This window comes from Thermococcus sp. EP1 (assembly GCF_001317345.1).
Lineage (GTDB): Archaea > Methanobacteriota_B > Thermococci > Thermococcales > Thermococcaceae > Thermococcus_A.
Genome location: NZ_JXCG01000003.1, coordinates 229,165 through 254,731, shown reverse-complemented (window position 1 = coordinate 254,731; position 25,567 = coordinate 229,165). Strand labels below are relative to the sequence as shown.

Genomic DNA, 25,567 nt, shown 5'->3' with positions numbered 1-25,567 from the left:
AACATGGTAATGAGATTATCAAAGATTTATGGGAAGCAGATATACAATACCGCTGGATATTATATAGGTTACGTTGATGAGGTGCTTATTGAGATAGAAGCAGGCGGAGGCAAAATCCTTGCTTTAGGTCTCCCTGGAGAAAAAGTTGGGATTCCATATGAAAGAGTATCTGCCATTGGAGATATAATATTGATAGAAGCAAAGAAAGGTTAGGTCTCCTTTACATTTAGAGCTTCCAAAAACTTCTCTGTTATTGCCTCTTCTACTAATTTTAAGAGAGAACTTTTGTCTTTAGCAAGTTTAAAGATCCCCAGTGGAATTCTAGCTCCTCCAGATTGGGGATGCCCCCCGCCACTTCCTATGTCTCCAAAGGCATCTTTTAAAACTCTTCCTACATTCACCCTAACGTCCCTTGTTCTTGCTGAAATTTCAATCCTATCATCCACAATGCCAAATACAACTACTGTATTAACTCCTTCAAGTCTAAGCAGAAAATCAGCAGATTCGGGAATAGCATCTCTATTCGTTATGAATCCCACATTTGAGATAACAACATTCTTAAAGGCTTTTCTGTTTAAAATAGCTTTTGCCAATATCTCTGCAGTTTCTATCGAGATATCAGGATATTCTATCTTTTCTAAAATCTCATAATCCACTTTACCAGTCAAAAACTCAAGTGCCTCAAGGTCCGTGGTACTGAGTTTCGAAAACTTCTTTGTGTCTATATATATTCCATAAAACAAACTAGTCCCCAAGATATTACTGACCTCCATGTTGAGGTTTTGGAGATATTCTGCCATTATAGAAGATGTAGAGTTAACATCAGATCGTATGTCAATAAAAGTGGTTTTGGGAAGCTTTTCGTCTAGGTTCTGAAGAAGTTGATGATGATCTATCAATATCTCTATTCTCTTCAGATCTTCGTCGTCTAGGACACTAAGATTTCCATTAGGTTGACAATCAACTAAAGCTATTGCAGAATGTCGTTTAACTTCGTAAGAGCCTAAGGAAACCTTTCTCATGTCCAAACCAAGCAGGTTTACAAACGCTCTATTCTCATGATGAGTTATTTCTCCCCCATAAACTATCGTGCTTCGGAGCCCCATGTTTTGAGCAATATACTGGAGAGCAGCGGCACTCGCCATTGCATCAGGATCCGGGTTATCATGCATTACTATTAAAAGAGAATCAGTTTTTTGTTTTATTTCTGAGAGCTTTCTAGATAATAAGGTAGCATTTTTCTTTTTTCCAAGTCCTTTGACAGTATCAACTAATACTTTGATAGTAGCTACCCTTGGAGAAATCGCATAATCAATTTTGACATCAGTTTCGAACTCTTCCTTTATCTGGGAGATAACATCATCTACAGTGACCTCATCTGGTAGCAGAACAAGTATTGGAACTTCAGAATTGTTGTTTCTTATAGCTTGAATTGTCCTTTTTACCTTAGCGATGTCCAGAGTAGTAATTATCACAAGGTCTACTTTTTCAATTCCAGCTTTTAAGAGTGAGGCAGTGTAAGAGAAATCACCATGAATTACATGAAATCCACTTTCACTGAGAGATTTTGCCCGAATTTCATCTTGTTCAATTATAATAACCTCGAATTCGCCCTTTAGGGCCTGAGCAACATTCCTTCCGATGGTTCCCCCACCCAGTATCAACACCCTCATGGCGCTCACCTAAGGACAACAATGCTTAAATATATGCTTGAATGGAACTTAATAGTAGAGGTCTCTTTAACCTTTATTCGGTTTTTGATATATATATCTAATGGTGGTGAAAATGCAACTTCCAAGAATCACACCAATAGAAGAAAACATTGTATGTACTAAAAAAGGCGAGATCTTGGAATTAGTCCGCAATACATTGTCTAATCAAGAATTTAGCGGAGTATTTCTAAAAATATTTGCAAAGGATGACACTGAGAAATACTATGTCACATTATTGATGGACAAGCGAAAGCTTTTGGCTTCTAAAGTATCACTTCTATCTTCAAAGACTGAAGTAATCGGAGATGAGAGTTTAAAAATATTAAAAAGGATTGTAAACTATCCATTGGTCGTCGATATATACGGGTTAGATGAAATAGAGCTAAAAATTTCAATAACAGATAACCTAGACATACACAATGCCACTCCAAAAATTGAAATTGACAAGATTTTTGAAGAAACTATTATCGAAAACAAAGAACTTGCTGAGAAAGAAAAAATTTTGGAAGAGGCTCTCAAAAAAAAAGAAGAAGTAAAAAAGGAAGAAGCAAAACCAGAACCGAAATTTCCCCCCACAGTTGAAGAAAAAGTAGCACCTAAAAAAGAAAAGCCCCCTAAAAAACTACCCAAACCAAAAAAGAGAAAGAAAACTCTCGAACCTGAAATCATAGTAGAAGTAATTGGTGGTGAGATCTTTAAACCTATTCTCAAAGAATATACAGAAGAAGTTTTGAAAGAAGTTCAAACACTCAATGGAGTATCTCCACAAAAGGTTAAAATAACTGGAGAAGTCGGCTCAGGGGTCATGTATCTCCACGTAGAGTTTTATGGAATCAGTGAAGGAGAGCCAAATACTAGACAGATGTCCGAAAGAAGGATATTATACTTCATAAACAAACATCTTCCAATAATCTGGAGAAAGGCTGGACTTAAACCAATTCTAAGCGGCGCACGAGCAAAAATAGCTGGGCCAGGTGAGTCTTTTGAAGAAGAAAAGGAAACTTCAGAAAATAAAAAGAAAATCGCTCCTCGTAAAATTGAGAGCAATATCTCAGTTGAAGCTCATGAGAGCATTAAGCCTTATTTCTCCACATATGCCAGGGCAATTCTCCAAGATATACAGAATGCAGGAATTGATGTAGAAAAAATGCACCTAGATATAAAAGGAAGAAGTGAACATGAGATCAATCTAACACTTTGGGGTAAAGCTCCAGGCAAGACTCAGGCGCAAGCAAGAAGCATAGTAGAAAGCATCCTGAAAACTCATGCAAAAGAGATTTCTAAAGCTCTAAACAAATACATTACAGTTCATCGAGTGGAAATTAATCTAGAGGAAACTGAGGGAGAAGTTTCAGAAAGTGTAAAACAAATACTCTCAAAGAAAGAAGAGTTAGAAAAGGAAATAGAAAAACTGCTTAAGGAAGTAGGTGTTGATGAACTTTCCTCGTTAACTGAGGAAAAAAGGAGAGAAATCGAAGAGAGCTTAATAAAACCTAAAGTCGAACCAGCAATAGAGGCCCTAAGAAGACGGCTGCAAAATATGTTTAAGGAGCTTCCAAATTCCGTATTCAGATGGATGCGACTGGATTGGGAACTTCATAGAAATGAGGTCTTAATAACTTTAGAAGCAAGCTTTGACAAAAGGGGAAGCCTAATAGGAGTGGTCTCAGATGACAGAATAATAGAGGATGCTACTCAAGTATTAAACACTGCTGTTCAGGAAATCTCTAAAGAACACAACGTACCAATCAAAATCAAAAATGTAAATATAAACGTCAGGTAAACTCAGTACTCAAGATCTTCATCATAGCAATGCTCAGGTTTGCCGAGCTCATCACTACTTAAATTTTACTTTTTTGAGTTTTTAAGTTCTCTGTTTTGACATTATCCCTGTCCTAAATAAGATGCTTTTAGGTGGTAGAGTTCTATCAAATCTTTTTCGAAACATTAAGTTTTTAAACTGATTTATTCTCTCCAAACACATGAACATCCTCTTCGGAGCATTGTTGGCATTGGTCGCTGCATTTGGCTGGGGAACTTCATCAGTTCTAATTAAAGTTGGAATGAGAAAGAAGAGCGCCATTACTGTGAATATTATAAGACTATATATAACAGTGCTTTCTTATCTAGTTCTATTCATATTTACAGGGAGTTATAGAGAGATAGTCAACCTTTCATGGGAGCTTATTCTAATAGCATTCATTTCAGGTCAATTTGGGTTTGTTGTAGGAGATTACTTCTATTTTAGCGCCCTCAGAATTATGGGGGTTTCACGGACAGTCCCTATAACCTCTTCGTATCCCCTTTGGACAATATTATGGACATGGTTATTTCTTGGAAGACAAATAAATATTCAAATCGTTCTTGGAGCCTTTCTTGTATTCCTAGCTATTATCATCGTAAGAAAGGGAGAAATTGAAGAACGTTTAAACCCAAAAGGGTTTATCTTTGCACTTTTAGCCCCCATATCTTGGAGTATTGCTATAGTGTTATTGGATTTTCTTTCCTCTCAAATCTCTCCTATTTCCCTTGCTGGAATCAGACTTGCCTTCGCAGCTATGGGGATTAGTCTCTTTCTCCCTAAATACTCCACGGAATTAAAAGAAGTCACAAAGAAGGAAATAGCTCTTTTATCAGCGGCAGCGCTTCTGGGGCTTATAATAGGGCAATATGCATTTGTAAAGTCAGTAAGTTTAGTGGGCTCACAAATATCTGCTCCAGTGAGTGCCATTAATCCAATTATCTCTTCTGCTCTTGCAATGGCACTTCTAAAGGAGCCACCAAATAGAAAGATCATCTTGGGATTAATCTTAGCTGTCACAGGCGTTATATTAATAACGACAGCGTAACCGCCATCACACACAAGGGAATATTTTCAAAAAAATAAGAGTAAAGAATTTAACCCCCTTATGATTATCTTTTAATGCCGACAGCGAGGGTACAAGTATGTACCCTCGTTGGGCCTGGTATACCCGCCTCCACAAGGTATCGGGCTCTATGAGTGGGGGTGCTCACACCAGGCTCACAGGGCCGGTGCATCCACCCGCGCGAAAAATGAACGCGGGCCTCTGTTGCCGGCCCACAATTCTCCAAAAAATTCTTATACCCGCTCTTCTAAAGCACTTTAGAGAGGGATACCATGACTACACTGATAATTGCAGAGAAACCTAATGTAGCCAGAAAAATCGCATATGCACTTGCTGAGGGAAAACCTATAAGAAAGAGTATTGGTAAAGTCCCTTACTATGAATTAACCAGAGATGGCAAAAAGATAATAGTTGCTCCTGCTGTTGGGCACCTTTTTTCTCTAGCCCCGAAGGAAAAAACCTACGGATATCCTGTTTTTGATATTCATTGGGTTCCAGTCTACGTGGCAGAAAAAGGGAAAAGTTATACAAAAGATTACATAAAAGCCCTCAAAGAACTTGCCAAACGGGCCGATGAATTCGTAGTAGCGTGTGATTACGACACAGAAGGTGAGGTTATTGGATATACTGCCTTAAAATATGCCTGTGGAGTGGACCCATCAAAAGCAAAAAGGATGAGATTTTCTGCCCTTACAAAAAAAGATTTAATTAGAGCATGGTACAATTTGGAGCCCACAATAAACTTTGGAATGGCTGATGCTGGAATAGCACGTCACATTCTTGATTGGTACTGGGGAGTAAATCTCTCAAGAGCCTTGAGTTCATCCCTAAGAAAAACTAGTGGAAAGTGGGTAGTCCTCTCTACAGGGCGTGTTCAAGGCCCTACCTTAAAATTCTTGGTTGATAGAGAGAGGGAGATAAGAGACTTTGTCCCAATTCCATATTGGGTCATAAAAATGATCCTCGAGAAAAACGGAGAGCAATATACAGCCACTTATGAAAAGGATCGTATTTTTGATGAAGAGGAAGCTAAACGAATAGTTGAGGAAGCAAAAAAGGGACCAGCCTTTGTAGAAAATGTAGAAGTTGAACAAAGACAACGTTATCCCCCTCATCCATTTGACCTTGGTACTCTTCAAAGAGAGGCATATTCGGCCTTCAAATATAGCCCTAAAAAAACCTTAGATATTGCTCAACGCTTGTATGAGCGAGCATTCATTTCGTATCCGAGAACATCTTCTCAAAAGCTCCCAAAGAACTTAAACTATAAGAACATCATCCAAAACCTCGCAAAGATCCAAGAGTATAAACCGCATGCTCATGAGCTTTTGGGGAAAGGAATTCTAAAGCCCGTAGAAGGTAAAAAAGATGATCCTGCTCATCCAGCTATATACCCTACAGGAGAAATTCCAAAACCGGGAGAATTGACCAAGGAAGAACAAAACCTTTATGACCTAATTGTTAGGAGATTCTTGGCAACATTTGCTGATCCGGCCATTAGAGAGAGCGTAAAGGTCATCATAAACTCCAATAATCACCACTTTATCCTCAGTGGTTCAAGAACCATAAAAGAAGGTTGGCTCAAAATATACGGAAAATATGTGAAATTTGATGAAATTATCCTTCCTAAATTTGTAAAAGGGGAAACTATAAACGTGCTTCAGATAAAACGAGAAAAAAAGAAAACCAAGCCTCCTGCGAGATACTCACCAGCTAGCATTATCAAGAAGATGGAAGATTTAGGAATTGGTACAAAAGCAACCAGGGCTCAAATTTTAGAAACATTATACTCGCGAGGATATATAGAAGGAAAAAGAACTATAAAAGTCACCCCTCTAGGTATTAAAGTTGTTGAAGCCCTTGAAAGCAATGTTCCAGACATAATAAGTGTCGAACTTACTAGAGAATTTGAACAAAAAATGGAAGAGATAATACAAAGAAAATTAACCAAAGAAAAAGTCATAGAAGATTCGAAAAAGACATTGATTAAAATTTTAAAAGAGTTTAAAAATAAAGAAAGTGAAATAGGGGCCAAACTACTTGAAACGTTTCTCAACACTCAGAAAAATAACAGAAAAACCAAACAAAAATCAAAAAATGCAAAGGAGCTAACGGCAGAGGAAGAAACCCACATAAAACAAGAAGTTGAAAAGGATGAAAAAAAGAAGGCTGAGATCATAGTGGGTAAATGTCCTAAATGTGGCGGAAACTTAGTTGTTAGGTATAATAGAAAAACTGGGAAGAGGTTTGTAGGTTGTTCCAATTGGCCAGAGTGTAACGTAACTTACCCTCTTCTTCAAAGAGGAAAAATAATTCCAACTGGAAAAACTTGCCCAGAATGTGGAAATGCACCCATTGTAAAAATTAAGGAACGATACAGAGAATATGAAGTCTGCCTTGATATGAACTGTAATAAAAACCGAAAGAAGAAATCATAAAAGTCAAAACAAAATCAAAGGAGCTCTTTAAGAAGGCTTATTCTACGAGCACTCATAAGCACTTTTGGATGCTTGAGCAAGACTTTTATCACTTCTGTATAGTTGCCCTCTGCAATCTTCTCAGCGTCTGTTCCGCTTAGTACTTCAATAAATACATCTAGATCCTCATCATTCAGCTTTTCTACAGCTTTTCTGATTTTTAATACTCTTTCAAGTCTTTTTCCATCTTTTTCCCACCACTCAGTAGTATAGTTTTTCAGGAGCTCAAGGTTTTCCTCCTCAAGTGCTTTAACTATCCACTTACTTGCTATAGTCCCTGCTTTCATAGCCTCAGCCATGCCTCCCCCATGCATTGGATTTACCTGTCTTGCTGCATCTCCAACAACAACCACATTTTCTTTAGCAAGCTCTTTCAAGAAGCCACCAACTGGTACAACTCCCACATTAATTTCAAGGAGTTTTTTAGATGGGATGTTATTTTCTTTAAGCCATTTATCAAGGTAATATTTTGCAGTTTTTGGGTTATCGGAATTTATCCCTATCCCCACATTTGCTCGATCTTCATCTTTTGGGAAGACCCACACATACCCCCTAGGTGCTACATCATTTCCAAACCAGAGATGAATCAAGTCAGGATCGAAGCCATCTATGAGCATCTCGTACTCATAAGCGGAATCAAATTCATGTGGAGGAGCATAAGTATTAATGCCTGCTTTTCTTGCTATAGTGCTTTCAACACCATCCGCTGCTACTATTATATCTCCGTATATTTCTACTGGTTCGCCTTCATGCTTTGCTTTTACTCCAACAATTTTGCCATTTTCTCTTATTACATCCTCCACTTCAGTTCTAGACAGAACATCGGCCCCACTTCTCGCAGCGTAAAATGCGAGCATTTTATCAAATACCTTCCTCTCCAAGATAACCCCACTAACTTTTTTGTACTTTATTTCAAGTTCATATCCACTTGGAGAATATATTCTTGCTCCATAAATTTCCCTATTAATGAAGCGTTTGTCATATGGAATGTCATATCTCTCAAATATGCTAATGTTAATACCCTCTGCACATTGTTTTGGTGCTCCTATGGCGGGTTTTTTGTCCACGAGGAGAACAGAATATCCTTCCCTAGCAACGTTTCTGGCCACAATAGGGCCCGCTATTCCAGCCCCAACTACCACCACATCGTATTTCATTATTTCAGTCATGTTTATCCCTCCAACGGTTCAAAGTCCAAAGCCCCAACTGGACATGCATTTATGCATATCTTACATGATATACATTTGTCCTGAAAGAATTCCCATTTAGACGAGCTCACTTTTATTGCAAGTGATGGACAGACTCCAGCACATCCACCGCAAAGATAGCACTTATCTTCATTGACAATGATTTTAATCTTCTCCACCATGAAGGACCCTCCATTCTATCTGTCTTATAACGCTTCTTTGTCAATTTTAATTGTATCCTCTTTTATGATTAACGGTATCACTCTGGAAAGTTCCTCGACCTTCTCCCTTACTTCTCTCTCTTTGAGGTTTAATACGTCACTCAGCTCTTCTACGGTGGTAGTATCATAAAGTAAGAGATAATGGAGAATTGCAAGCTGAGTCATGTCCCCTACTTCCCTTAAATATTTATCTTTAAGGTCTCTCATGAGAGTGTTCCTGTAGCTTTCAATGGTTCTCAATGCTTCAACCACTTGTTCAAGTTTTTTATTTGCATCTACAAATGCTTTTACCATAGCATGTAAGTCCTTTGGAGATTTTTCAAGTTCATTAAGTTTAATTTCAAATCTTTCAAACCTCTCTGGAGTTTCCAAATCAAGCCCTTTATACCAAAATATATTCGGGGTAACAGTTACAAGAAATGTTTTAGAGACCGCTATAGAATAATACTTTCTTGTGGGCCCAATAAAACCTTCTTCTTTCTCATAAGACTTTAACACACCTTCTCGTTCCATGATCTTTAAGTGCTTAGAAACCGCTGTGGAGGATACATTAACCTTACTGCTGAGCAGACTAAAGTAACACTCCGTACATGTTAAGTGACTGAGTAAGTCTCTCCTCACCTTGTTGCCCAGGATGTAAAATATATCTGGTTCAGACATGTTGCCCACCTACCCAAATCTGTATCGTAAAGTTTATATACCGTCATCTTAACCTCTGGTTGAAAACCCTAAATTTGTAAAGACCTCGTATGTAGGTTGCACCCGAAGGTTAAAAAGCTTTAGTTTGAAACTGATTGGAGGTGTGTGAAATGGCACTTATTAGTGATGGAGATAAGAAGATAATTAAAGAGGAGTTCTTTTCAAAACTTGTCAACCCCGTCAAAATAATCGTGTTCATCGGAAAAGAGAACTGTCAATACTGTGACCAGTTGAAACAACTAGTCCACGAAATAAGCGAGTTAAGTGATCTTGTGACTTACGAAATTCACGACTTCGATAATGAAAAAGACCTAGCAGAAAAGTACAGAGTAGATGTTGCTCCTGCAGTTGTAATAACCCAAGACGGAAAAGACCTGGGCGTTAGATACTTTGGCCTTCCAGCAGGTCATGAATTTGGATCATTCCTCGAGGATATAGTAGATGTCTCAAAGGGTGAAACAGACCTCTTAGAAGAAACCAAAGAAGTACTTAGAGGGATCAACAAAGACGTACAGATCTACGTTTTTGTCACTCCAACATGCCCATACTGTCCAATGGCAGTTAGGATGGCCCACAAATTTGCAATTGAAAATGCCCTCGGTGGCAATGATAAGATCCTTGGTGATATGATAGAAGCTATTGAATTTCCAGGACTTGCTGAACAATACAACGTCATGGCAGTTCCCAAGGTTGTCATCAGAGTAAATGGTGAAGACAAGGTTTCATTCGAAGGAGCCTACCCCGAGAAAATGTTCCTCGAGAAACTACTTGAAGCCCTCGAGTGATACTCTCCCCTTTTATTTCTGCCGTTTTGAAAATAATAAATAATCTGAGACAAATCTTCTAGAGATTCATTTTTCTTCATTGAGTATCTTCTCAATCTCGTCAGTTTTCATGAACATTCCATTATCGTATATGAGCTCCCCACTGACAAATACCTTTTCAACATCACTACCCCTAGCTGAGTATACAAGATGAGAAAGTATATTCTCCTTCGGCAAAAAGTGGAGCTTTTTAATGTTTATGAGGACGAGATCTGCAAGATAACCAGGTTCTATTAAGCCTGCATTTAGCTTTAAGGCCTTCGCTCCTCCTATTGTTGCCCAGTAGAAGACATCCTTTGCCGTAGGCCTTGTGGGATCTCTGTTCTTTACTTTATTTAAGATGGCAGCGAACTTCATTTCAAGAATCATGTCCATGGAATTATTAGAAACTGCACAGTCGTTGCCAAGGGCTACATTCCCACCAAGTTTCCAGAGGTCTAATATCGGAGCAACATAGCCTTCTAATTTTGCCAGGCTTATGGGGCAATGGACCAAAGTTGCATTACTCTTTGCATAGATTCCAACTTCCTTTTCTGATAGGTATACTCCATGAACTCCGATAAAATTGGACTCTAAAATGTTCGCACTTTTAAGGTATTCAACAGGAAGCATTCCTTCTCTATCCTTGACTCTAAGAACCTCTTCTCTACTCTGGGAAACATGCATATGGACTAAAGCATTCTCCTTCTCTGTGAGCTCTCTCACTTCTTCCAACAGATTCCTTGAAACCGTGTCAGTTGCATGTGGAGCAAGTACCACGTTTACTAAACCATTTTTACTTTTCCATTTTTTGAAGAATTTAAATCCGAGTTTTGGCTCTGCTATTGGCATATCAACAAGATCCATCATCGTTTGACCAATAAATGCTCTAACACCAAGTGTTTCAGCGGCTTTTGCTATCTGCCATGCAAAAAAGTAGTGATCATTTATAGTTGTAGAGCCACTTGCAATGGCCTCGGCAATACCTATCAAGGCCCATTTATAAATTTCTTCCTCGTTCCATTCCTTTTCGTTGGGCCAGATTACCTCATTGAGCCATCTATCAAGGGGCATATCATCTCCAAAGCCCCTAAATTTAGCCATAGCCACATGAGTATGTGCATTAATAAGACCTGGAATGAGAAGATAATCCTTTCCTCCATAAGTCACTTCCACATCAAATTCTTTTAACTTCTCACTGGGGATTATACTAACTATCTTTCCATCTTCTATCAAAACTGCCAAATTCTTTCTATGAGTATTACTATCAATAATATGATCGGCTACAATTGCCTTCATGTTCTCACCTCACATGGGATTAATTTTTCATGTCTCATGATATTTAAACTATATGCCAAGAAGAGAATTTAACAACTTCCAACCACCCATTGCCACATTAATGATCCTGTGATATTATACTGGCATTTATTCATCAACCTCATTTAAATCCATAAAAAATGACAATAAATAAAGCGAATGATTTAAATATCAATAACTAGGTTTAAAAATGTGGTTACCATGTCTGTGGTATTCGAAATTAAAGACAAGAGATTCCTCCCAAAAGTCCTCTGGAATAATTGACTCTTCTGGGATAGATTAATAAAGCTAAAATGGAAACACAAGCAAGATTGGAGGTGTTTTATGATGATTGAAAAAATTTACTGTGCAGATGTAAAACCTAAAATGGAAGGAGAAAGGGTAAGACTTGCTGGATGGGTGTATAGAAAGAGAGAAGTTGGTAAAAAAGTATTTATTGTCCTTAGAGACTCAAGTGGAATAATTCAAACCATATTTACGAAAGACTTGAGTGAAGATGCATATAGGAGAGCAAAACAAGTTGGAATAGAATCAAGTGTGATAATAGAAGGAAGAGTTAAAGCTGATCCAAGGGCTCCCACAGGCGTTGAGATTCAAGCAGATAAAATTGAAATAATCCAAGACGTAGAGTTTTTCCCTATCACAAAGGATGCAAGTGATGAATTCCTACTAGATGTGAGGCATCTCCATCTCCATTCTCCAAAAGTAGCCAGTGTGATGAAAGTTAAAGCCACTTTAATGCAAGCTGCGAGAGAGTGGCTCCTCCAAGATGGATGGTATGAAGTATTCCCACCAATCCTTGTTACTGGAGCAGTTGAAGGCGGCTCAACACTTTTTAAATTGAAGTATTTTGAGAGAGAAGCCTATCTAAGCCAATCAGCACAGCTTTATCTTGAGGCAGCAATATTTGGACTGGAGAAAGTATGGTCACTTACACCAAGTTTTAGGGCTGAAAAGAGCAGAACGAGGAGACATCTTACTGAATACTGGCATTTAGAGCTTGAGGGTGCATGGATGGATCTTTGGGATATTCTCAAAGTAGAAGAAGAACTTGTAAGCTACATGGTACAGAGAACCATGGAGCTTAGAAAGAAAGAAATAGAGACATTTAGAAAGGACTTGACAACTCTCAAGAACACCGAACCACCATTCCCAAGAATAAGCTACGATGAGGCAATAGATATTCTTCAGAGTAAGGGCATTCAAATTGAATGGGGCGAGGATATGGGTGCAGATGAAGAGAGGGTTTTAACAGAAGAATTTGACAGACCATTCTTCGTTTATGGTTATCCAAAGCACATAAAAGCATTCTACATGAAAGAAGACCCAGAAGATCCAAGAAAAGCCTTGGCTGCAGACATGCTTGCACCAGAGGGATACGGCGAAATCATTGGCGGAAGTCAGAGAGAAGATAACTATGACAAGTTAGTTCAAAGAATCCTAGAAGAGGGTATGGATCCAAAGAACTACGAGTGGTACCTCGATCTTAGGAAATATGGAAGTGTCCCACATAGTGGTTTTGGTCTCGGGCTTGAAAGATTGGTAGCTTGGGTTCTCAAGCTTAACCATATTAGATGGGCCACACTATTCCCAAGAACTCCTTCAAGAATTTATCCTTAGAGTTTTTCTTTTAAATTTTCAAAAAACCGTAAGATTTATAAATGCATTAAGGCCCATAGAAGTTCGAGGGCCCGTAGCCTAGCAGGATAGGGCGCCGGCCTTCTAAGCCGGAGGTCCCGGGTTCGAATCCCGGCGGGCCCGCCAAAACTTCTGAAAAATCTAAATTTCACTCAAAATTTGTTCTAATACATCCACAAGTTTTTTTGCACTTTCTTTCAATTCTTCACTCATCTCTACAAAAAATCCAATCTGCTTTGGCTGTGCTCCTATAAGGAGGAATTTAGCATCTATATTTTGCTTCAAATAACCTACCAAAAGCTTTAATGGCATTCTATGAGTTGAAAATGCTTCTCCTAGTGTTCCCTCAGGGTCTGCTAAAACTATTTCGCCTGGTTTCCCTTCAAAATGCACTGCATCAATAAAAACCACGTGAGAAGGTCTTTCTCTGATGATTTTTCCTGCATAACTCTCTGGCATTTCAGCACAGTTAAGAAAAACTACTTTAGGATTGAAGACCTTTTCTTTTAACCTTTCTACAACATACACTCCAAATGCATCGTCTCCTCTAGTATCGTTTCCAATGCCGCATATCACTACTTTTTCAACATTCGAAAAGAATTCCCTAAATTCCATCTCTATCACCAAAAAATATAGGGAGAATTAAAGGGCTTTGATGACTTCTTCAATCTTCTTCGCAAATTCACTCTTTAATAACTCCTCAATGTTACCAACTTTAGCATCTAAATCTTTGTAAAGTGGAATCTCTACTAAGTAAGGGATGTCGAATTCTTTGGCAAGATTTCTGATTTCCTCTCCTCCATCAAATGTCATATTTTCCACAATGCCCACTATCTTGAGGTTCTGTTCCTTTAAAAGTTCAAGTAGCTTTTTGACAACGTTAATGGCAAGCTTTGACGGGGTTGCAACAACAAGGAATTCTCCTTTCCTGAGAAATCTCAAAACGTCAAGGAACTGATCTCCCATTCCAGGAGGCATGTCAATGATCAAAAAGTCCAAGTCTTCCCATCTGGTTATAGCCAAGAGCTCTATTAAAGCGTCGCTTATCTCCATCCCCCTAAGTGGAGTCGGTTTATCTTCGGAGTAATATACAATACTCATGAACCTAATTCCATGAACCTCTGGTGGAATAATTCCTCTATCCTCTTCAGGGAATTCTTTGGGTTCAAAACCAAGGATAACATGATCGCTTGCTCCATGAAAGTCTAAATCCAAAAGACCAACTTTGTAGCCTTTTTGGGCTAAGCTTAGTGCTAATGTTGTAGATACCATGGACTTACCTACTCCTCCTTTGCCACTCACTACAGGAATGATTCTCTTGACTTTCTCAAGCCTTGCTTCCACGGCCTTTATTCTAGGGTCAATCACTCCTCATCACCCTCAACTTTTATTGCTGCTAGATAAACTCCCCTTCCCTTTGTAACCTCAAAGTCCCTGCTCCCGCATTTAGGACAGGCCAAGAACGCATGAACAACTTCTGGTATGAAATGAATATCCTCCTTTATTCTCTCATCAAATCCACTCTTTACGTCTTTGAGTTTCCACTCGGTTTCACAGTTTCTACATTTAAACTCAGCCTCTTCAATAACAAATTCTAGTTCTGCTTCTTCTGCAATAGTTCCTCTCTTTATCTCGTCGATAGCAAATTCCAAAATCTCTTGATTAACATCCTGGAGTTCTCCAAGGACTATCCTTAAAGCGAGAACCTTTTCTTTTCCATGCTGCTTCGCAAACTCAATGGCAGTTCTAACTATTCCATCGGCAAGTGCCCACTCGTGCATTTTATCCCCTCCAAAAAGGTCTAAATAAAAGAGTTTATAAATTGTAGTGTTTCTAACAAAAGGTTTAAAAAAGAAAAGCTAATGCCACGTGACCGTCTTGTGTGTCACTTTACCTGCTAGGGCATCTTTTAAAGCTTGTTCCACTATTTCCAAACCTTTCTCTGCTATCTCTTTTGTTATTACAAGTGGGGGAGTTATTCTTATAACGTTTCCAAACATCCCATAGCTCGGCAAAATTAGGCCCAACTCGAATGCCCGCCAGCATATCTTTCCTGTGAGCTCTGGGTCTGGCATCTTTGTTCCGGGTTTTACAATTTCAGCCCCTATCATTAGTCCCTTCCCTCTCACGTCCCCGATTACTTCATACTGTTCTTTTAACTCAAGCAAACGCTCTTTTATGAACTTTCCAACTTCTAGGGCATTTTTAAGAAGGTTTTCCTCTTCTATTATTCTTAACGTTGCGTATGCTGCGGCTGAAATTACGGGATTAGCTGCAGGGGTTAATAAAGCGGAGCCACTTGTCATTTCCATAAGTTCACTTTTTCCAATGACCCCACTTAGTCCCATTCCACTTGCAACACCTTTCCCAAAGGAGATAAAATCAGGCTTTACATCGAACCACTCACTTGCAAACCACTTTCCTGTTCTTCCAATACCAGTTTGAACTTCATCCATTGCCAGAAAGATTCCATGCTCATCAAGCATTTTCTTGAGTTCTTTGAAAAAGTCTTCTGGAGGAACAACTATCCCTGCATCACCTTGAATCGGTTCTGCCAAAAGCACACTAACCTCATCAGGGGGGACTACGTGAGCAAAAACATATTTCTCAAGATAGTCTATGAACGCATTGATTAGTTCATGAGGCTCCTCATAGCCGTCAATGTTCCAGATATTCCTGTAAGGATTGGGATAAGGAATCCACACTACATTTGGGACTAAGGGAGAAAAACCTCTCTTTTGAGAACTCTGAAAAGCGGCCACAGAGGTAGCTCCATAAGTTTGACCATGATAAGCTCCAATAAACGCTACGATCCAAGGTCGTCTCGTAGCAAAACGAACGACTTTCATAAGCAAGTCTATTGAGTCACTACCACTAAGACCAAAGAGTATTTTGGGATTATCTAGTGGAGCTTTCTTGGCCAAAATCTCAGCCACTTCTATAGCTCTCTTGCTATAAGTGTAACCTATCATTGAATGCTGAATTTTAGCCACCTGTTCTTGAACTTCCTTGACAAGTCTTGGATGAGCATAACCTGTAGAAGCAGCGGCAGCTCCAGCAAGGAAATCAATAAAGATATTCCCATCTACATCTTCAATGAGTGCTCCATATCCCCTCTCGGGTACAACTGGGAAGAGTTTAACCCCTAAACCTTGAGAAATTACTTTCTTCTCTCTTTCTACAAGTTCTTTAGCTTTGGGTCCAGGAGGAGTAACAACTAACTTTGGATATTCCATCTTAACTCACCTCACAAAGCTAAAAAAGAGCAAAAATAGAAAAAGAAATCATGGATTGGCTGAGACAAATTCACTTGTGTACCTCTTAACTACAGTGGCTAACAGGAGTAATCCAACGAGGTTTGGTATTGCCATGAGACCGTTCATCATATCTGAAAATGTCCATACGTTTTCAAGGGCTGTTGTAGCTCCGATGAAGATGAACACTACGAAGAGTAGGTTATAGACCAAGTGAAGTTTGGGATATAGCTTTGCGAACTTCTCTGGATCACCCTCGATCCACTTTGCTAAATACATGATGTTCTGTCTTCCGTAGAATGACCATGCAAGCACTGTAGAATATGCGAAGAGGATAACACCTATAACAACCATTACTTCACCTATGTGGCCAAATGCTCTAGCAAAGGCCTCTTGGGTCAATGGAGTGCTCGTCTTTCCGGTTTCCCATGCACCTGTAGCCACAATTGAGATACCGGTAAGTGAACAGATAAGGATTGTGTCAATGAATGGACCAAGCATAGCTACGTGGGCCTGTCTTGATGGGTGGTCTGTTCTTGCTGCAGCGTGGGCAAGTGTAGCAGTTCCAAGACCAGCCTCGTTAGAGAAGAGACCTCTTGCCACACCCCACCTGATCACTGTACCTACGGCACCTCCAGCCACAGCTTGGCCAGTAAACGCATCTCTGAAGACAAGACTAATTGCACTTGGTAATTGGCCAGCATACTTAATCCAAACTCCAATTGCAAAGATAAAGTAGACTATTGCCATTAAGGGGACCAATGCTTCTGCAACTTCACCTATTCTCTTAATTCCACCGACGATGACTATGAATGTTATGAATGCGAAGAATGCTCCTGTTATCCATGTTGGGACATTGAAAGCCTGCTTCATTCCTAGTGCTAATGAGTTCGCTTGGGTCATGTTTCCAATTCCAAATGCAGAGATTGCTGCAAACAATGCAAATAATATTGCAAGGGTCTTCCCAAGGCTTGGAAGAGCGCGTCCTGAGATAAGATATAGTGCTAGTATCAAGAACAAGATTGCAATTATTACTGCAAGCATCATAAGTCCACCGCTGAGTTTCGTGGCCTCATAGCCTATGAAGAGTGCAAACAGGATAATAAATATACCTGCTATTGTCCTGAACGTTGGGGATATTTCCTCTTCACTAAGGCCTCTCTCAAGGAAGTTGAATGTACCTCCAATCATTGTCCCATCGGGCAATTTGCCTCTAAATGCAACTCCCAAAAGACCTTCTGAATACCTAGTGGCCATTCCAACTAAAGCTGTGACCCACATCCAGAATAGTGCACCAGGACCTCCAGCCGCTATTGCAGTTGCAACACCAGCAATGTTTCCTATACCTACCGTTCCAGCAATAGTTGCCATTAATGCCTGGAACGGAGTAATGTCTCCTTCTCCCTGTTTCTTTCTTCCCTCAAAGAGGGTAAACTTTATAGACCATCCAAGTCTGCGGAACTGTATACCCCCAAGGTATATTGTTAGCAACAGTCCAGTGCCCACCAGTAAAATCATTATTGGGGGGCCCCACACCATACCATCAAGCCAGTTTATAAAGTCCATAATGGCACTCATTCAGGCACCTCCTGTAGTTGGCACTATAAAGTGCACCATAGCATTAGAATTAACGTCAAAGAATTATTTAAAACTTTCCAGTACATCTATGGTGTAGAATGGACTAAAGTCAAAAAGATTTCTAACAAAAAAGCACACTCTTTTACTCAGATACTTTCCAAAGGATAATATTTTTACCTTATGAATTAGTCTCTTTCTTTCTCCAAATAAGGTATACCGTAACTAAAACCCTTAAATGAGTTATTAATGCTAGGAGAAAGAACAAAATATCCAGTCTTCCTACCAAACATAAGAGCATTGTCATAAACACTCTTTCGTCTCTCTTTCCAATAAGATATTTCAGAACAGGTACTGAAGTGTAAGCGCTAACAAAGTACTCTCCTTTGTAGCGTTCGGTAGAATAACTCACCATGAAAGAACCAAATATAGCAAGCAGTATTACCAACCACATCTGAGGGCTTGGTTTCATATAAATAGCAAGGGCCCAAAGAACAAAAAAGTCCACGTACCTATCTAGAATAGAGTCAAGATAGCCGCCGAATCTGCTTTTTTTCATTGCACTCCTTGCGATTTCCCCATCCACGCCATCGAGAATAGAACTCACCTGATACACAACCCCTGCAAGTGGCGGGTTGAAAAGTCCAAGTAGGCCTGCACTAATCCCTACTAAAAAGGAAAAGAAAGTCATGTGGAATGGTTCAACATAATCAACAAGGAGTTCACTAATTCTTGTGGAAATTTTCCTATTTACATATCTTGAAACTAGCCCATCTCCCGTATCTTTTACAGCATTCTTTATTAAGAGTCTTTTAGCTTTCTTTACGTCTTCTGGAGTATCAATATCCGTCCAAAAGAACCCATTTACTTCAGTTACTTTTAATCTAGCCTCTTTGGCCACTTCCGTTAACTCCAAAACATCATTTTTCTCAAGCAATTTTTCAGCTATATCAAATATATTGGGTCTTAGAAGAAAGAATCCTGTATCAAAAGCATCATATTCTTTAATATTTTTTCCAATATCTGCTATTTTACCTTCCTTGATTTTTACTTTCGTAGCTTCCTCTTTGTTTGTGAATTTTCCAACTTTGTCAACTATAATTCCCTCCCCTTTTAGAGCCACTTTTATAAACTCCTCCTCGTATATGTGATCACTCATTACCAATACAAATTTTCCAGAGACATAATTTTTACTCAAATATAGACTGTACCCATTACCTTTTTCTGGATATGGGTTTACAAGAATTCTGTAATTAAACCTATTTTTTTCTAAGAAGTCTTTTAGCTTTCCCATATAATGAGGGTTGGTGACTACAATAAACTCTTCAATGCCTTGTTCTTCAAGAAGCTTCATTGTTCTGTAAAGTATTTCTCGTCCAGCCACTTTTATTAAACATTTTGGCATCCCCTTTGCTAAGTCACCCATTCTGATACCTAAACCCGCTGCAAGAATAACTGCTTTCATTTTTCTCATATAATATTATTACCCAAATTCTAAAAGCTTTGGGCACATTCTAAACATCTTTTTCCGTTCAGATATTTATCGAAAAAATTAAAAGGTTAACTCTGAAGTATACACCGGTGAATAGAAGTGACAGAAGAAGTCTTCCAAAATGAAGTTGTGATGAATATTTTAAAGCATTATAGAAAGATATGGGCAATAGAACATGCTCAAAGTCTTCTTGGATGGGACATGGAAGTCAACATGCCCAAGATGGGAATCACAGAGAGAAGCGTTGCTAAAGGAGAACTCTCTGTCTTGGCTCAAAGTCTAATATTAGATCCAAAGTTTCTTGGTCTAGTTGAGAAAGCTTCCGCTTTAGAAACATTGAACGATTACGAAAAAGGTGTTATTAGAGTTCTCCAAAGAGAAATAAAAATCGCTAAGGCTTTTCCCCCCGAATTCGTTAGAGAGCTCAGTGAAGTAAGAAGCAAAGCTACAATGGCTTGGACCGAAGCTAAAGAAAAAGATAACTTTGGAAAGTTCGAACCTTGGCTCGACAAGATAATCGAACTCTCAAAAAAAGCTGCAGAGTATTTGGGGTACGACGAATATCCATATGATGCGTTATTGGACCTCTATGAAGAGGGACTCAGGACAAAAGATCTCGAACCTATTTTTGAAAAACTTGAAAAAGACCTAAAGCCAATATTAGAGCAGATTCTCGAAGCAGGAAAAATTCCAAACGAACACCCTCTAGAAAGGGAAAAATATGAAATCAAAGCCATGGAAGAAGTCAACTTAAGAATTCTCGAATTGTTAGGATATCCCCTCGGAGTAAAAGGAAGGCTCGATGTTTCTCCCCACCCCTTCACATCCGGATTTGGAATTAATGATGTTAGAGTTACTACAAGATATGAGGGCTTTGACTTCAGGAGGACTCTCCTTGCAGTGGTTCATGAATTTGGACATGCATTATATGAGCTGCAGGTAGATGAAAGGCTCATGTTCTCACCAATAGCCGGAGGAGTTTCCCTTGGAATCCACGAAAGCCAAAGCAGATTTTGGGAAAATATAATCGGAAGAAGTAAAGAATTTGCAGAACTTATCTATCCACTATTAAAAGAAAAGCTACCCTTTGTAAGAAACTATACTACCGAGGACCTATATGCTTACCTCAATATGGTAAGACCAGATTACATCAGGGTAGAAGCTGATGAAGTAACTTATAACATGCACATTCTCCTCAGGTACAAGCTTGAGAAGCTTATGATAAATGAAGAAGTAAAAGCAAGAGAACTACCAGAGCTATGGAACGATGAGCTTGAAAGACTCCTTGGCATACGACCCAAGAACTATAAAGAAGGAATCCTTCAAGATATACACTGGGCTCATGCTACTGTTGGATATTTCCCCACATATAGCCTTGGAACATTATTAGCAGCACAAATCAAGAACTACATCCTTAAGGACATACCTGACTTTTATGAGAAAATAATAACAGGAGAATTTGCCCCAATAAGGGAGTGGCTAAAGCAAAAGGTCCACAGATACGGAAGCGTATATTCACCAAAAGAACTGCTAGAGAAGAGCTTTGGAGAAGGGATAACCCCAGAATACTTCATTAAATATATAAAAGAGAAATATTTGGGCTGAACCGTTTCTTTTCATTCTTTTATTGGCTCTATTTCAATTGCAACAACACCGTATTTTTTCTCCTCTTTTTCAGTGTAAAACTGCCTATAAATTTGGATTCCTTCTTCAATAGTTTCAACCCCTGGTAAAACATTTTCAAGTCCTTCTTCACTAAGCATTTCTTTAAAGGAAGGATATACTCGAAGAGCTTTTACTTTAACCTTTAGCTTCCCTTCAAATATTATCGTGTCCCCAGGTTTTACTTGTCTCCGTTTTTCATCATAAAGTCTGCCTTCAATTTTCTTTTTTCCTTCTTTGATTAACCTTAGATACTCTTCCTGTAGACCCATTTCCCATTCCATGCTCTCACCTATACAAGATACCTCAAAAGCATTGGGAAAACCCTCAAACCTCTAGCAAGCAGTTTAGGGTTCTTTACAAGTGCAGTTATGGTTTTCTTATGATCGTCAAAGTCCGCGTAACTTTCAATGACCTCCTTGGCCTCTTTACTGGAGAATATCTCAAAGAATTTTTCTATTTGGTCTTGATTGAGGGCCTTGAATAACCGTCTAATTCTCAAACCAAACGTTATCTGTTTCTTTATATCTTTACATAGATCTTCATACACATTTAGGTTTCCTCTTCTAATCGAGTACCTAAGGGCATGAGCACAGAGCATCCCATAGACAATCCCTCCTGCAGTTAGGGGTTTTATCTGTAATGCTGCATCACCAACTAGAGCAACATTTCCTCTTACCCAAGGCTTTCTAACCCCTAACCCCACATTGCCTGTTTTGATCTCCACAATATTAGTCTCCTTAAGAAGCCTAAGCCTCACAAATCTAAGAAGAGCATCGTATGTGCCAAAAGTTCCGAGCCTTGCAGTGGATTCATCTATAGGAGCAAGCCACATAAAAAATTCATTATTAATCTCTTTGTTGACCCAAATTTCCACAAAGTCTGTCTTCTTAAAGTCGCCCACAACTTCCACTTCATATCCACTCAAAAACTCGGCATCAGTCTTTGCCCCTATCTCTTGAGCAACTTTGCTTCCGACACCATCAGCCCCTACATAAAAATCTGCTTCAATTTCAAATCTCTCATTAAACCTCTGAACAATAGCTTTCCCATTCTTAAATTCTAAAAACCTAGTTCCCATATAATATTCGGCACCTTTCTTAATAGCATTTTCTGCAAGTTTCCTTTCCAAGATTTTTCTATCTACTACATAAGCTTGAGAGGCCGGGCGTTCTATCTCAAAACTCTGAATTCTTGAATAAAATACTGCTCCTCTTAACTTATTTACAATGGCTTCTTTTGGAAGGTTGAGTTTTTCATAGTTTTCTGCTCCCAGAATCCCAGTACAGGCTTTGCCTCCAAAAGAGTTTTTCGCTTCCACAACAGCAACTTTAAACTCGCTTGCAAGAAGGTTTGCCAAATAGTTCCCTACTGGACCCCCACCAATTATCGCAACATCATATTTCATTAACCTCACCAAAAAGGTGTAAGCTTTAAATCCTAATTAAACTTTTAGTTTTTGGTGGCAAACAATGAGAGTTTTGATCACAGGTTTTGAACCCTTTGGAGGAGAAAAAATAAATCCCTCTTGGGAAGCAGTTAAAGACCTTCCTGAAAAGATAGATGGAGTAAAAGTTCTAAAAAAAGAACTTCCTGTTAGCTTCAAGGGCGTCAAAGAGAAACTTCCACAAATTATAAACAAGACAATGCCAGATATTGTAATTTTGACTGGACAAGCAGGGGGAAGAACAAACATTACTATTGAAAGAGTGGCAATAAACATTATGGACTCGAAGAAAGAAGACAACGACGGTTACAAACCCGAGGATGAACCAATTTTTAAAGAAGCACCTGCAGCATACTTTTCAACGTTACCAATCAAAAGAATCGTGAAGGCTTTAAGAAATAACAAAATCCCTGCCACAATTTCAAATAGTGCTGGAACTTACGTGTGCAACACAGCGATGTATGTTGCTCTTCACCACATAGCAATAAACAACTTGAATATAAAAGCAGGGTTCATACATGTACCTTACATCCCAGAGCAAGTTTTAGAAAAACCCCAGCCCTCAATGAGCTTAGAAATGATAAGAAGGGCACTAGAAATAGCAATAAAAGAAAGTATAAAGGGTTAATATGTTCTTGCAAATCTTGCTATATATTTTGCATCTCTTCCACAGTTGGCACACTTCTTTCCTTCAATTTTGGCTGTTTCTTCGGGATATGGAATTCCAAGCATGCTAGCATCAAGGATTTCCTCCATTTCCACACCACAGCTCTCCTCACCACACCAGGGGAGTTCTACTACTCCTCTTCTGTCTTCAAAGACTTTCTTAGCATCTTCTACCGTATCTACCCTCTTTATGTGAGTCTCTAAGAATTCCCTTGCTCGTGCATATAGATTTTCCATGATTGCATCAAGGGTCTTTCTGGCTTCTTCAACAATCTTATCTTTATCAACACTGAACTTTTCAAAGGTATCCCTTCTAGCAAATACTGCCTTGTTTCCTTCAACGTCTCTTGGACCAACCTCAATTCTCAAGGGCACACCCTTAATCTCCCAATCGTAGAACTTCCTTCCTGGCCTTATATCCTCTCTATCATCAACATAAACTCTTATACCTGCTGTTCTAAGTTCTTCAGCTATCTCTTTAGCATATGCATTTACGTCATAGGGGGAATCCTTCATTGGAATTGGAACTATCACCACTTGTATTGGAGCTATGGCTGGAGGCAATACAAGACCACTATCATCTCCATGAATTCCCATGACGGCTGCTAAGAGTCTCTCACTCATTCCGAATGTTGTTTGGTGAACATATTCATGAGTTCCTTCTTCTGTTTCATACGTTATTTCATATGCTTTGGCAAAGTTCTGCTTGTAGTTGTGCATAGTTCCAATTTGCAATGTCCTTCCATCTGGCATTATAACTTCTGCCCCAAGTGAATAGAATGCTCCTGGGAATTTGTCCCAATCAGGTCGTTTAGAGACTATATATGGGAGAGCAAGATTCTTGGCAAGATTATCAAATATCTCCAAGTCCTCTCTTATTTGTCTTTCAGCATCCTCAAAGCTATCATGGGCTGTGTGAGACTCAAAGAACCTACTTATTTCTCTAACTCTAATTAAAGGTCTGGTATGCTTTGTCTCATAACGATAAACATTAACTATTTGATAGATTTTAAATGGCAGGTCTGCATGAGATCTAATCCATAAGTTAAACATGGGGTACATGGCAGTCTCGCTTGTTGGTCTCAGAATTAGTTTTACTTCGAGGGGTTTTTCACCAGCATGAGTAACCCATAAAACTTCACCATGGAAACCCGCTATATGCTCAGCTTCTTTTTCAAATTCAGTCTCAGGGATTAATGCTGGGAAGAGAACTTCATTATGGCCTGTCCTCACCATCTCTTCATGTATTAAGTTCTCGATATTCCTCATAATTCTAAGGCCGTATGGCAACCATACGTTCATACCTTTTACTGGATATCTCTTATCTTGTATCTCAGCAAGTTCTATCATCTCATTGTACCAGTCGCTAAACTCATTCATCACTCTCTCTCGTTTTACATTTGCTGTTTTGCTAACATTTTCCATAAAATCACCACCTATCCATTAAAATCATCCAATATTTTTTAATCTTTCGCAAATAAAAGAGGAAAAGTTTATTAACATGCTTCGATGAGGGTTTTAATGGTGGAAGTCATGCGACCAAAGGTTTTAGTTCTGTTTAACATGAAAACTGAGCCCCTAAAGCTTCTGAAAGAGTCCTGTGATGTAAATGTCATGGTATATCCAGAGAAAAGCCAAATACTTGAAATTATTGAAGAATATGATGGGCTAATAGTCTCTCCCTTAAACCTTGTGGATGAAGAGATTATAGAAAGGGGTGAGAACCTCAAAGTGATAAGTACTCATTCAGCTGGTTATGATCATATAAACATTGATGCAGCAACCAAAAAAGGAATATACGTAACAAAGGTGAGTGGTGTTCTAAGTGAGGCAGTCGCAGAATTCGCCGTAGGACTTACAATAGCACTTCTAAGAAAGATTGTCTATTCCGATAAATTCATTAGAAAAGGCCGTTGGGATTCCCATAAAACAGTGTGGGCTTGGTATAAAGATATAGAAACTGTCTATGGTAAGAAAGTTGGGATTTTAGGTATGGGACCGATTGGGAAGGGGATAGCAAGAAGAATGAAGGCCCTTGGTGCTGAGATTTATTATTGGAGCAGAAGTAGAAAAGAAGACATCGAAAGGGAAGTTAATGCAAAGTGGCTACCTCTGGATGAAGTAATAAAAGAAAGCAACATCATAATCCTAGCACTCCCGTCTACTCCGGAGACATATCACATAATTGACGAGAAGAGACTTAAACTGCTAGAAGGAAAATACCTAGTCAATATTGGAAGGGGAACACTAATAGACGAAAAAGCACTTGTCAAAGCTCTAGAAGAAGGAAAATTAAAAGGCTTTGCCACAGATGTTTTTGAAAAAGAGCCCATTCAAGAAAGTGAACTTTTCGAGATGGAATGGGAAACAGTATTAACTCCCCATCATGCTGGACTAGCAGAAGAAGCTATGAAAGATATGGGATTCCAAGCAGTCCAAAACCTAATTTCGATATTTAAAGGGGAGATACCAGAGAATCTTGTCAATAAGGACGTGTTAAAGATAAAACCAATTAAAGAAGTAAAGCTCCTCTAACTTTTTACTTTTAAC

Annotated in this window: 23 protein-coding genes and 1 tRNA gene; 10 read left to right on the top strand and 14 right to left on the bottom strand. The window is 39.0% G+C overall.

Going from position 1 to position 25,567, the window contains the following annotated elements; genetic code table 11:
- Positions 1-3: 3 nt before the first annotated feature.
- Complete coding sequence (locus EP1X_RS04125; RefSeq protein WP_055281976.1) at positions 4-213, top strand: PRC-barrel domain-containing protein; 210 nt, start codon at positions 4-6, stop codon at positions 211-213.
- Here the strand turns inward: EP1X_RS04125 and EP1X_RS04120 are convergent.
- Positions 210-1,673 carry a DHH family phosphoesterase gene (locus tag EP1X_RS04120; protein ID WP_055281975.1) on the bottom strand — a complete coding sequence of 488 codons (1,464 nt, stop codon included), beginning with the start codon at positions 1,671-1,673 and terminating at the stop codon, positions 210-212. The two genes, EP1X_RS04125 and EP1X_RS04120, sit on opposite strands and share 4 nt — an antisense overlap.
- 112 nt (positions 1,674-1,785) lie before the next feature.
- On the opposite strand from EP1X_RS04120, the gene EP1X_RS04115 reads away from it, so the two are divergent.
- The 3 genes from EP1X_RS04115 to topA all read left to right on the top strand — a co-directional run bounded on the left by EP1X_RS04115 (position 1,786) and on the right by topA (position 7,017).
- Positions 1,786-3,495 (top strand): hypothetical protein, encoded by a 1,710-nt coding sequence (locus EP1X_RS04115; protein ID WP_055281973.1) that lies wholly within the window; start codon positions 1,786-1,788, stop codon positions 3,493-3,495.
- Positions 3,496-3,694: 199 nt separating this feature from the next.
- Positions 3,695-4,561 (top strand): DMT family transporter, encoded by an 867-nt coding sequence (locus tag EP1X_RS04110; RefSeq protein ID WP_055281971.1) that lies wholly within the window; start codon positions 3,695-3,697, stop codon positions 4,559-4,561.
- Between the two features lie 290 nt (positions 4,562-4,851).
- Positions 4,852-7,017 carry a DNA topoisomerase I gene (topA, locus tag EP1X_RS04105; RefSeq protein ID WP_055281969.1) on the top strand — a complete coding sequence of 722 codons (2,166 nt, stop codon included), beginning with the start codon at positions 4,852-4,854 and terminating at the stop codon, positions 7,015-7,017.
- 14 nt (positions 7,018-7,031) lie between these two features.
- Here topA and EP1X_RS04100 read toward each other — a convergent pair whose 3' ends face one another.
- The 3 genes from EP1X_RS04100 to EP1X_RS04090 are packed head-to-tail and all read right to left on the bottom strand — an operon-like array spanning position 7,032 to position 9,124.
- Positions 7,032-8,225, bottom strand: a complete 1,194-nt coding sequence (locus tag EP1X_RS04100) for an NAD(P)/FAD-dependent oxidoreductase (protein WP_055281968.1) — start codon at positions 8,223-8,225, stop codon at positions 7,032-7,034.
- Between the two features lie 2 nt (positions 8,226-8,227).
- Positions 8,228-8,425 carry a DUF362 domain-containing protein gene (locus EP1X_RS04095; RefSeq protein ID WP_055281966.1) on the bottom strand — a complete coding sequence of 66 codons (198 nt, stop codon included), beginning with the start codon at positions 8,423-8,425 and terminating at the stop codon, positions 8,228-8,230.
- A 24-nt stretch (positions 8,426-8,449) separates the two neighbouring features.
- Positions 8,450-9,124 (bottom strand): ArsR family transcriptional regulator, encoded by a 675-nt coding sequence (locus tag EP1X_RS04090; RefSeq protein ID WP_055281964.1) that lies wholly within the window; start codon positions 9,122-9,124, stop codon positions 8,450-8,452.
- 149 nt (positions 9,125-9,273) lie between these two features.
- Between EP1X_RS04090 and EP1X_RS04085 the strand changes: the two genes are divergently transcribed.
- The gene (locus tag EP1X_RS04085) at positions 9,274-9,948 is read left to right on the top strand and encodes a thioredoxin family protein (protein ID WP_055281962.1); all 675 of its coding nucleotides are present in this window, start codon (positions 9,274-9,276) and stop codon (positions 9,946-9,948) included.
- 66 nt (positions 9,949-10,014) lie between these two features.
- On the opposite strand, the gene EP1X_RS04080 is transcribed toward EP1X_RS04085, so the two are convergent.
- On the bottom strand, positions 10,015-11,265 hold the full coding sequence (locus tag EP1X_RS04080) for an amidohydrolase (RefSeq protein WP_055281960.1): 1,251 nt from the start codon (positions 11,263-11,265) through the stop codon (positions 10,015-10,017).
- A gap of 345 nt (positions 11,266-11,610) precedes the next feature.
- Between EP1X_RS04080 and asnS the strand changes: the two genes are divergently transcribed.
- Both asnS and EP1X_RS04070 read left to right on the top strand, forming a co-directional pair.
- The gene (gene asnS / locus EP1X_RS04075) at positions 11,611-12,903 is read left to right on the top strand and encodes an asparagine--tRNA ligase (protein ID WP_055282101.1); all 1,293 of its coding nucleotides are present in this window, start codon (positions 11,611-11,613) and stop codon (positions 12,901-12,903) included.
- Between the two features lie 67 nt (positions 12,904-12,970).
- Positions 12,971-13,047: transfer RNA gene (locus EP1X_RS04070), tRNA-Arg, on the top strand.
- Between the two features lie 15 nt (positions 13,048-13,062).
- Here EP1X_RS04070 and EP1X_RS04065 read toward each other — a convergent pair.
- The 6 genes from EP1X_RS04065 to EP1X_RS04040 all read right to left on the bottom strand — a co-directional run bounded on the left by EP1X_RS04065 (position 13,063) and on the right by EP1X_RS04040 (position 19,215).
- Complete coding sequence (locus EP1X_RS04065) at positions 13,063-13,536, bottom strand: hydrogenase 3 maturation endopeptidase HyCI (protein WP_055281958.1); 474 nt, start codon at positions 13,534-13,536, stop codon at positions 13,063-13,065.
- Between the two features lie 27 nt (positions 13,537-13,563).
- Positions 13,564-14,289, bottom strand: a complete 726-nt coding sequence (locus tag EP1X_RS04060; RefSeq protein WP_055281956.1) for an Mrp/NBP35 family ATP-binding protein — start codon at positions 14,287-14,289, stop codon at positions 13,564-13,566.
- Complete coding sequence (gene hypA, locus EP1X_RS04055; RefSeq protein ID WP_055281954.1) at positions 14,286-14,702, bottom strand: hydrogenase nickel incorporation protein HypA; 417 nt, start codon at positions 14,700-14,702, stop codon at positions 14,286-14,288. Before hypA ends, EP1X_RS04060 begins: the two co-directional genes overlap by 4 nt.
- A gap of 78 nt (positions 14,703-14,780) precedes the next feature.
- The gene (locus EP1X_RS04050) at positions 14,781-16,157 is read right to left on the bottom strand and encodes an acetyl ornithine aminotransferase family protein (RefSeq protein WP_055281952.1); all 1,377 of its coding nucleotides are present in this window, start codon (positions 16,155-16,157) and stop codon (positions 14,781-14,783) included.
- A 48-nt stretch (positions 16,158-16,205) separates the two neighbouring features.
- Positions 16,206-17,753 (bottom strand): sodium:alanine symporter family protein, encoded by a 1,548-nt coding sequence (locus tag EP1X_RS04045; protein WP_055281950.1) that lies wholly within the window; start codon positions 17,751-17,753, stop codon positions 16,206-16,208.
- A gap of 178 nt (positions 17,754-17,931) precedes the next feature.
- Positions 17,932-19,215, bottom strand: coding sequence for a bifunctional L-myo-inositol-1-phosphate cytidylyltransferase/CDP-L-myo-inositol myo-inositolphosphotransferase (locus EP1X_RS04040; protein WP_055282099.1), 1,284 nt, complete (start codon positions 19,213-19,215; stop codon positions 17,932-17,934).
- A 159-nt stretch (positions 19,216-19,374) separates the two neighbouring features.
- On the opposite strand from EP1X_RS04040, the gene EP1X_RS04035 reads away from it, so the two are divergent.
- Positions 19,375-20,847, top strand: coding sequence for a carboxypeptidase M32 (locus EP1X_RS04035; protein ID WP_055282098.1), 1,473 nt, complete (start codon positions 19,375-19,377; stop codon positions 20,845-20,847).
- An 11-nt stretch (positions 20,848-20,858) separates the two neighbouring features.
- On the opposite strand, the gene EP1X_RS04030 is transcribed toward EP1X_RS04035, so the two are convergent.
- Together EP1X_RS04030 and EP1X_RS04025 are read right to left on the bottom strand one after the other, a co-directional pair.
- Positions 20,859-21,188, bottom strand: a complete 330-nt coding sequence (locus EP1X_RS04030) for an ASCH domain-containing protein (RefSeq protein WP_055281948.1) — start codon at positions 21,186-21,188, stop codon at positions 20,859-20,861.
- An 8-nt stretch (positions 21,189-21,196) separates the two neighbouring features.
- The gene (locus EP1X_RS04025; protein ID WP_055281946.1) at positions 21,197-22,312 is read right to left on the bottom strand and encodes an NAD(P)/FAD-dependent oxidoreductase; all 1,116 of its coding nucleotides are present in this window, start codon (positions 22,310-22,312) and stop codon (positions 21,197-21,199) included.
- 64 nt (positions 22,313-22,376) lie between these two features.
- On the opposite strand from EP1X_RS04025, the gene pcp reads away from it, so the two are divergent.
- Positions 22,377-22,979, top strand: coding sequence for a pyroglutamyl-peptidase I (gene pcp / locus EP1X_RS04020; RefSeq protein ID WP_055281944.1), 603 nt, complete (start codon positions 22,377-22,379; stop codon positions 22,977-22,979).
- Here pcp and proS read toward each other — a convergent pair.
- Entirely contained in the window at positions 22,976-24,442 is a 1,467-nt protein-coding gene (proS, locus tag EP1X_RS04015; protein ID WP_055281942.1) for a proline--tRNA ligase, read from the bottom strand. The genes pcp and proS overlap by 4 nt on opposite strands.
- A gap of 108 nt (positions 24,443-24,550) precedes the next feature.
- Between proS and EP1X_RS04010 the strand changes: the two genes are divergently transcribed.
- Positions 24,551-25,552 (top strand): 2-hydroxyacid dehydrogenase, encoded by a 1,002-nt coding sequence (locus tag EP1X_RS04010; RefSeq protein WP_055281940.1) that lies wholly within the window; start codon positions 24,551-24,553, stop codon positions 25,550-25,552.
- The last annotated feature ends 15 nt before the right edge of the window (positions 25,553-25,567 follow it).

Coding starts and splice junctions, on each gene's coding strand:
- EP1X_RS04120 (WP_055281975.1), bottom strand. CDS start 1,673: ATGAGGGTGTTGATACTGGGTGGGGGAACCATCGGAAGGAATGTTGCT.
- EP1X_RS04125 (WP_055281976.1), top strand. CDS start 4: ATGGTAATGAGATTATCAAAGATTTATGGGAAGCAGATATACAATACC.
- topA (WP_055281969.1), top strand. CDS start 4,852: ATGACTACACTGATAATTGCAGAGAAACCTAATGTAGCCAGAAAAATC.
- EP1X_RS04110 (WP_055281971.1), top strand. CDS start 3,695: ATGAACATCCTCTTCGGAGCATTGTTGGCATTGGTCGCTGCATTTGGC.
- EP1X_RS04115 (WP_055281973.1), top strand. CDS start 1,786: ATGCAACTTCCAAGAATCACACCAATAGAAGAAAACATTGTATGTACT.
- EP1X_RS04025 (WP_055281946.1), bottom strand. CDS start 22,312: ATGAAATATGATGTTGCGATAATTGGTGGGGGTCCAGTAGGGAACTAT.
- EP1X_RS04050 (WP_055281952.1), bottom strand. CDS start 16,157: ATGGAATATCCAAAGTTAGTTGTTACTCCTCCTGGACCCAAAGCTAAA.
- hypA (WP_055281954.1), bottom strand. CDS start 14,702: ATGCACGAGTGGGCACTTGCCGATGGAATAGTTAGAACTGCCATTGAG.
- EP1X_RS04045 (WP_055281950.1), bottom strand. CDS start 17,753: ATGAGTGCCATTATGGACTTTATAAACTGGCTTGATGGTATGGTGTGG.
- asnS (WP_055282101.1), top strand. CDS start 11,611: ATGATTGAAAAAATTTACTGTGCAGATGTAAAACCTAAAATGGAAGGA.
- EP1X_RS04035 (WP_055282098.1), top strand. CDS start 19,375: ATGAATATTTTAAAGCATTATAGAAAGATATGGGCAATAGAACATGCT.
- EP1X_RS04040 (WP_055282099.1), bottom strand. CDS start 19,215: ATGAAAGCAGTTATTCTTGCAGCGGGTTTAGGTATCAGAATGGGTGAC.
- EP1X_RS04095 (WP_055281966.1), bottom strand. CDS start 8,425: ATGGTGGAGAAGATTAAAATCATTGTCAATGAAGATAAGTGCTATCTT.
- EP1X_RS04080 (WP_055281960.1), bottom strand. CDS start 11,265: ATGAAGGCAATTGTAGCCGATCATATTATTGATAGTAATACTCATAGA.
- EP1X_RS04065 (WP_055281958.1), bottom strand. CDS start 13,536: ATGGAATTTAGGGAATTCTTTTCGAATGTTGAAAAAGTAGTGATATGC.
- pcp (WP_055281944.1), top strand. CDS start 22,377: ATGAGAGTTTTGATCACAGGTTTTGAACCCTTTGGAGGAGAAAAAATA.
- EP1X_RS04085 (WP_055281962.1), top strand. CDS start 9,274: ATGGCACTTATTAGTGATGGAGATAAGAAGATAATTAAAGAGGAGTTC.
- EP1X_RS04010 (WP_055281940.1), top strand. CDS start 24,551: ATGCGACCAAAGGTTTTAGTTCTGTTTAACATGAAAACTGAGCCCCTA.
- EP1X_RS04030 (WP_055281948.1), bottom strand. CDS start 21,188: ATGGAATGGGAAATGGGTCTACAGGAAGAGTATCTAAGGTTAATCAAA.
- proS (WP_055281942.1), bottom strand. CDS start 24,442: ATGGAAAATGTTAGCAAAACAGCAAATGTAAAACGAGAGAGAGTGATG.
- EP1X_RS04100 (WP_055281968.1), bottom strand. CDS start 8,225: ATGACTGAAATAATGAAATACGATGTGGTGGTAGTTGGGGCTGGAATA.
- EP1X_RS04090 (WP_055281964.1), bottom strand. CDS start 9,124: ATGTCTGAACCAGATATATTTTACATCCTGGGCAACAAGGTGAGGAGA.